6 protein-coding genes are annotated in these 4,937 nt (G+C 35.8%); 3 read left to right on the top strand and 3 right to left on the bottom strand.

Translation table 11 applies throughout. The features are described 5' to 3' along the window. From H7254_RS18055 to H7254_RS18045, 3 genes are all read left to right on the top strand, one after another. On the top strand, positions 1 to 595 hold a 595-nt coding region (locus tag H7254_RS18055), incomplete at its 5' end, for a glycosyl hydrolase 53 family protein (RefSeq protein WP_301934297.1). 115 nt (positions 596 to 710) lie between these two features. Then, entirely contained in the window at positions 711 to 878 is a 168-nt protein-coding gene (locus H7254_RS18050) for a hypothetical protein (protein ID WP_301934296.1), read from the top strand. A 63-nt stretch (positions 879 to 941) separates the two neighbouring features. Then, the gene (locus tag H7254_RS18045; RefSeq protein WP_301934295.1) at positions 942 to 1,925 is read left to right on the top strand and encodes a YafY family protein; all 984 of its coding nucleotides are present in this window, start codon (positions 942 to 944) and stop codon (positions 1,923 to 1,925) included. Here the strand turns inward: H7254_RS18045 and H7254_RS18040 are convergent. The 3 genes from H7254_RS18040 to H7254_RS18030 form a co-directional block, all read right to left on the bottom strand. Then, a complete protein-coding gene (locus tag H7254_RS18040) occupies positions 1,909 to 2,640 on the bottom strand; it encodes a hypothetical protein (RefSeq protein WP_301934294.1) in 732 nt (243 codons plus the stop codon). The genes H7254_RS18045 and H7254_RS18040 overlap by 17 nt on opposite strands. Positions 2,641 to 2,706: 66 nt before the next feature. Beyond that, positions 2,707 to 3,333, bottom strand: coding sequence for a tetratricopeptide repeat protein (locus H7254_RS18035; RefSeq protein WP_301934293.1), 627 nt, complete (start codon positions 3,331 to 3,333; stop codon positions 2,707 to 2,709). Between the two features lie 26 nt (positions 3,334 to 3,359). Further along, positions 3,360 to 4,415, bottom strand: a complete 1,056-nt coding sequence (locus H7254_RS18030) for a hypothetical protein (protein ID WP_301934292.1) — start codon at positions 4,413 to 4,415, stop codon at positions 3,360 to 3,362. Between the last annotated feature and the right edge of the window lie 522 nt (positions 4,416 to 4,937).

The raw sequence follows: 4,937 nt of genomic DNA, 5'->3' as shown, positions 1-4,937 counted from the left end.
TTCGTTTGCAGAATTAAAAAAGGCTTTGTACGATTATACAAAAAAAGTAATGGAAGATTTAAAGGCACAAGGCACAACGCCGGATATGGTGCAGGTAGGTAACGAAATTAATCATGGCATTGTGTGGCCCGATGGTAATGTGGCAAATATTGATCAGTTGGCACAATTGCTTTGTGCAGGTACCGCCGCAGTAAAAGCCGTTGACCCAACCGTGCAAATGATGTTGCATGTTGCATTAGGCGGACAAAACAACGAATCTGTTTTCTTTATCGATAACATGATTGCCCGTGGCGTTCATTTTGATGTAATTGGTCAATCGTATTATCCAAAGTGGCATGGTACATTAGCCGATCTTGACAATAATCTCAACGACCTTGTACGGCGTTACAACAAAGACGTAATTGTGGTTGAATACTCTGCATTAAAAGAAGAAGTAAATAAGATTGCATTTGGTTTGCCCAACGGAAAAGGAAAGGGAACTTGTATTTGGGAACCACTCAGCACGTGGGAACAATTTTTTGATAGAGATGGTAAATCCAATGAGTTTTTACTTTTGTATGATGAAATGAGCAGAACTTATTTGAAGCGGAAATAGGTTTGCTTTTGTTAATTGGTCATTAAAAGAAGCAGGGAGAATTTATAGAAAAAGCCTACGAGGCAGATTCAGTCATTTAATTAAAACCGGCGAAAATGAGCTGAAGATAGAAATAGTGAACCTATGGGTTAACCGGATGACAGGCGATATGTTATTGAATCCCAAAGACCGGTTCTGCAAAACCAATCAGTCGTTTATGACATCAGAAGTGTGGCCGGGTGGCGATGAACCATTCAGGCTTCAAACAGCCGGGCTGCTTGGGCCGGTTACGGTGGGTTATTAAATTGGGCTGAATAGGCCTTTGCCAAGGGAAAATTTTAAAAGTAAAATTTGTAAATTCGTAACAATGCCTGACAATAAAAACTTCGACAAAAGAAAAATAAAAATTAATGAATACCTGCGTAACAATATGCATCCGCTTACATTGGATGAGATGACGGATGATTTGATTGTGGAATTGGAATTAAAGACATTGCATAAAAGAACAGTTCAGGAAGATATCAAGTTTTTAAAAAATTCTCAGAATGCGCCCATTAAGAAACGCAAGATTGGGAAGAGAACTGTATGGTATTACGATGATGCAAAGTTTTCTATTAATGAAATTCCGGTGGACGTAGATGAACTACTCTTATTACAAAAGGCGGTGGATATTATTGCAGCCATGAAGACCTTTTCGGTTTCTACAAATTTGCAAAATATTGTATGGAGATTGAAGCAGCAGAGAAGGCTGAATTATGCTGCTACCGCCAGTTTTATTCAGTTTGAAACAAATGAAAACACAGCGGGCTACCAATACTTTGACCCAATCTACGAGGCAATAAAAGACGAAGCCGTTTTAAAAATTACCTACCAAACGTTTATTTCGGATGAGCAGCGTGAATTTATTATTCATCCTTACTTATTGAAAGAATACCGCAACCGCTGGTATGTAGTATGCCTGATTGATGAAAAAAAAGGAATAACCACTTTTGCCCTTGACCGTATTAACAAATTAAAGAATTCTTCCAAACCTTTTAAGCCCAATAGCAGCATTGATCCTGAGCAATACTTTCAGCATGTAATTGGCATAAACAGAAAGCAGGAAGACAAACCTGCAACCATTAAAATTAAAGTAGCCCCCTTGCAGGCTGCTTATTTTAAAACCCAGCCTTTGCATCATACACAAAAAGTAATTAAGACTTTTAAAAATGGTAGTGTGTTGATGCAGTATAACTTAATTGTCAATTTAGAGCTGAGGCAATTGCTGTTATCCTTTGCAGGCTCAATAAATGTAATTGAGCCTGTAGGATTGGGGAAAGAGATGGAGGAAATGGTTAAAGGGATTCTTTGAGTTTATCCTTAAGAATTTTAAACCCATCAGTCTCGTCTTTTTGCAATAAATTTTTTTGGGATAAGGTAGGGTTCAGGGGGTTTTTAACTATTAACATTTTTTTTCTTTTTACCAATACATCAAACGTCTCTGCATTTTTGAATTCATCAGAATACGCTTTTGCCCATGGTTTGTATGAACGCATAGAAATGATTAAAGAATCTTTCTCTTGTATTTTTTCATTTAATAGATAGAGCGCATATTTCTGAGATTCTAATAACCCACCTTTAATTTTTTTGTATTCTTTGGAATGATAAGGAAATAGATTGATGCAAAACAGATGTTCAGATAAAAAATTATTATCGAATTCCTTATCATTGAAGTCATTTAATTCTTTAACCCTTGGTTTCCAATAATTATGTGCGTCTGTTCCTTCAAAAGCATTATCTAATGAAAAAAAATGCTTTCTAGTATTTGAGTGTTTTAGATTTTTTAAAAGAATTTTTTCAAAATTATTTTGTTCATAATCTTTGTCTTCTTTCCCGCCAAATCCAGGATTCAACATAAGTAAAACAACTTTAGCTTTTTTATTACCAAAGAAAGGATCAGGAATTAGGTGATCTTGAATTTTGTATTTAGGCGGAAGCGATTCATTCTTGTTAAACTCGTTAATTCTATCTTTATCAATTGATAAAACGTAATTATCTTTTTTAATTTTTTGCCAAGGATTGTTCATTGTTTTAGTGTTTACGTATTTAAGTATAATTTGTTATGAAGTTATGTTTAAAAGTAATGCAAGAATTTATAAAATTTGCCTGACCATTGCCTCGTATTTATCAGCCAAAGCGTCATCCAAAATGTGATAACGGTAAATTTTTTCAAGGAAAAAGGGTATTTCTTTTTTTTCAGGATTCAGCTCCATCGCCTTCAGTAAGCTGGTAATGGCTTTATCATAAAAACCTAATTCAATAAACGCTTTTCCCCGGTTCAGGTAATTGACGCTGCTTGCTGGGTTTAGTTTGTCAATTTGCTCAAATAAAAACAAGGCCTTAGGAAATCTTCGTAGATCAATTAAAATTGATTGCTTCAACTCAAGATGATCAACATCCTTATCATCAATCGCCAATGCCTTATCAATGCACTTAAGCGCTTTTTTATTGTGATAGGCCAAGTGATAATTGTAGGCCATTTTGCCCCATAAATCGGCCTGAAAGGGATCAAGCAACAAACTGGCTTTATAATAATCGATTGCATCTTCATGACTGCAATAATCGCCGCAGTCATTTAACAATTGGGGGATCATCATTTTGTAAACAATTGCCCGCTTAACATGGTATTCAATAGGCACTTCAACTTCTGCTGGATGTTTACTGCTTTCATCAACATTTTCATCCAGCGCTTTCTTTAGATGCTTGTAAGTTATTTTCATGAACTCTTTTTATTTGTTGTTTAAATTCAAAAAGGAAATTCATCAACCTGTCCGGGTTCAAGCCCTTCAGAGATTGCAGTTATTGGTTTTAAATACTTTACCGAATAATAAGGAATGTCACTTTGTTCATCTTTATCACGTTCAAGCCCAATATCAATATTGTCGATTTCTATGTTTTTATAGTGGGCATCTTTTAGTCTTAAATGCATTTCACCATTTTTTAAATACCGTGGGTTTATTACATACATAGCCGGAATAGCCAAAGAATAATACTTTGCATGAAGCAGTATTAAAGTGATTAATTCGGTTGTACACCAAATTCGTAACCTTGCAAAATAGTTGTTGATTGGCGCCAATATTTCCATTACTGCCATGTCTTCATTTTTAGCGCCCAGGTAGGTGATAAAGAAACGACTCAAGCCGATGGAATCATTCAGTGCGGACTTTGCTTTGAATTCATTTCTTTTAAAACCCGTATCCCATTTTTGACGATTGCTGGTATATTTTAAAAATTGCTGATATTCCTTAATAAAGGGTATGCCGGCCTGTATCAACCTTTTGGTATGTTTGCCATTCTGCAGCGTTTGATAGGTATAAGGAATCCTCGTTTCCTCCTGCTTATCCAAAGCTTCTGCTTTCTTTAAATGTTGCAACAACGCCTGCTCATTTAGTAGATTTCTGAAATAAAAATCATGGTACAAAAAGAGATTGTAATGGGCTGTGCTTATGCCGATCATTGGTAAAACCTCCACTCCGTCTAGCAGTTTTTCTTTTGATTGTTGCAAAACTGTTTCATCTTTTTCTATCGGCGCCAGCAAAAAGTCAGTGGCAGCCTGCGTTAATCTTTGCATTAAACCGGCTGCTCTTTTTTTAAGATTCTTTTTCGAAAATCCTTCAAACTGCAACATTTCAGAATATTGAAATGCCAGGTGTGGTAAACCATAGCCTCTTAGAATTTCTTCTTCTAAATCTCTCATTTGTAATCCTACGCCTTCTGTTATAGGCCCATTACCGAATTGGTGCCATTGCCATGAAGTTTTGATAAAAGTTGTAATTTTTTGTTTCATTAAATGCTGATTCATGATGTTTGTTTTTAGTGAGTGCCTTATTAGAATATAAAGATATAGGGGCAGGGTGAAGCCTATCTTCATGCTAAGAAATGCATTGACTACTTAAATTTTTACGAGTAAAAAATTAAAAGCAACCATTTTTGTGAGGAAGAATGATTGGCCTTTTTAAGTAAGAAATAACTCGCCTTTGTAAGTACGTTTTAATGGAAGCATGCTACTCAGCAAACGCCATTGAAGAAGAAGGCCAAATTTCAAAGTAGCATACTTTCAGTCGCTGAAATGAAGCCGAAGTTTATATGCGATTTCCCAGTGCCGAATCTTATTAAGTTAACCAGAATTATTACGACACGAAGATTAGTAACGGGGGAGACACAGGAAGGAGTCCTGCGCCTGTGATTTGTGAAGAGACCTTGGTTGAGTTGAGAATAAGAATGAAATTTTACTAAATCCCACCATCTAACTAAACAAATATTCTACATCTGCCTTGCTCAATGCTTTTACAAAATTGGCATCATCACTAATTAATTCGCTGGC

It is taken from the genome of Ferruginibacter sp., assembly GCF_014377975.1.
In the GTDB taxonomy this organism is placed as follows: domain Bacteria; phylum Bacteroidota; class Bacteroidia; order Chitinophagales; family Chitinophagaceae; genus Ferruginibacter.
The sequence above is the reverse complement of the archived record's forward strand: the minus strand, read 5'-3'. Positions and strand labels throughout refer to the sequence as shown.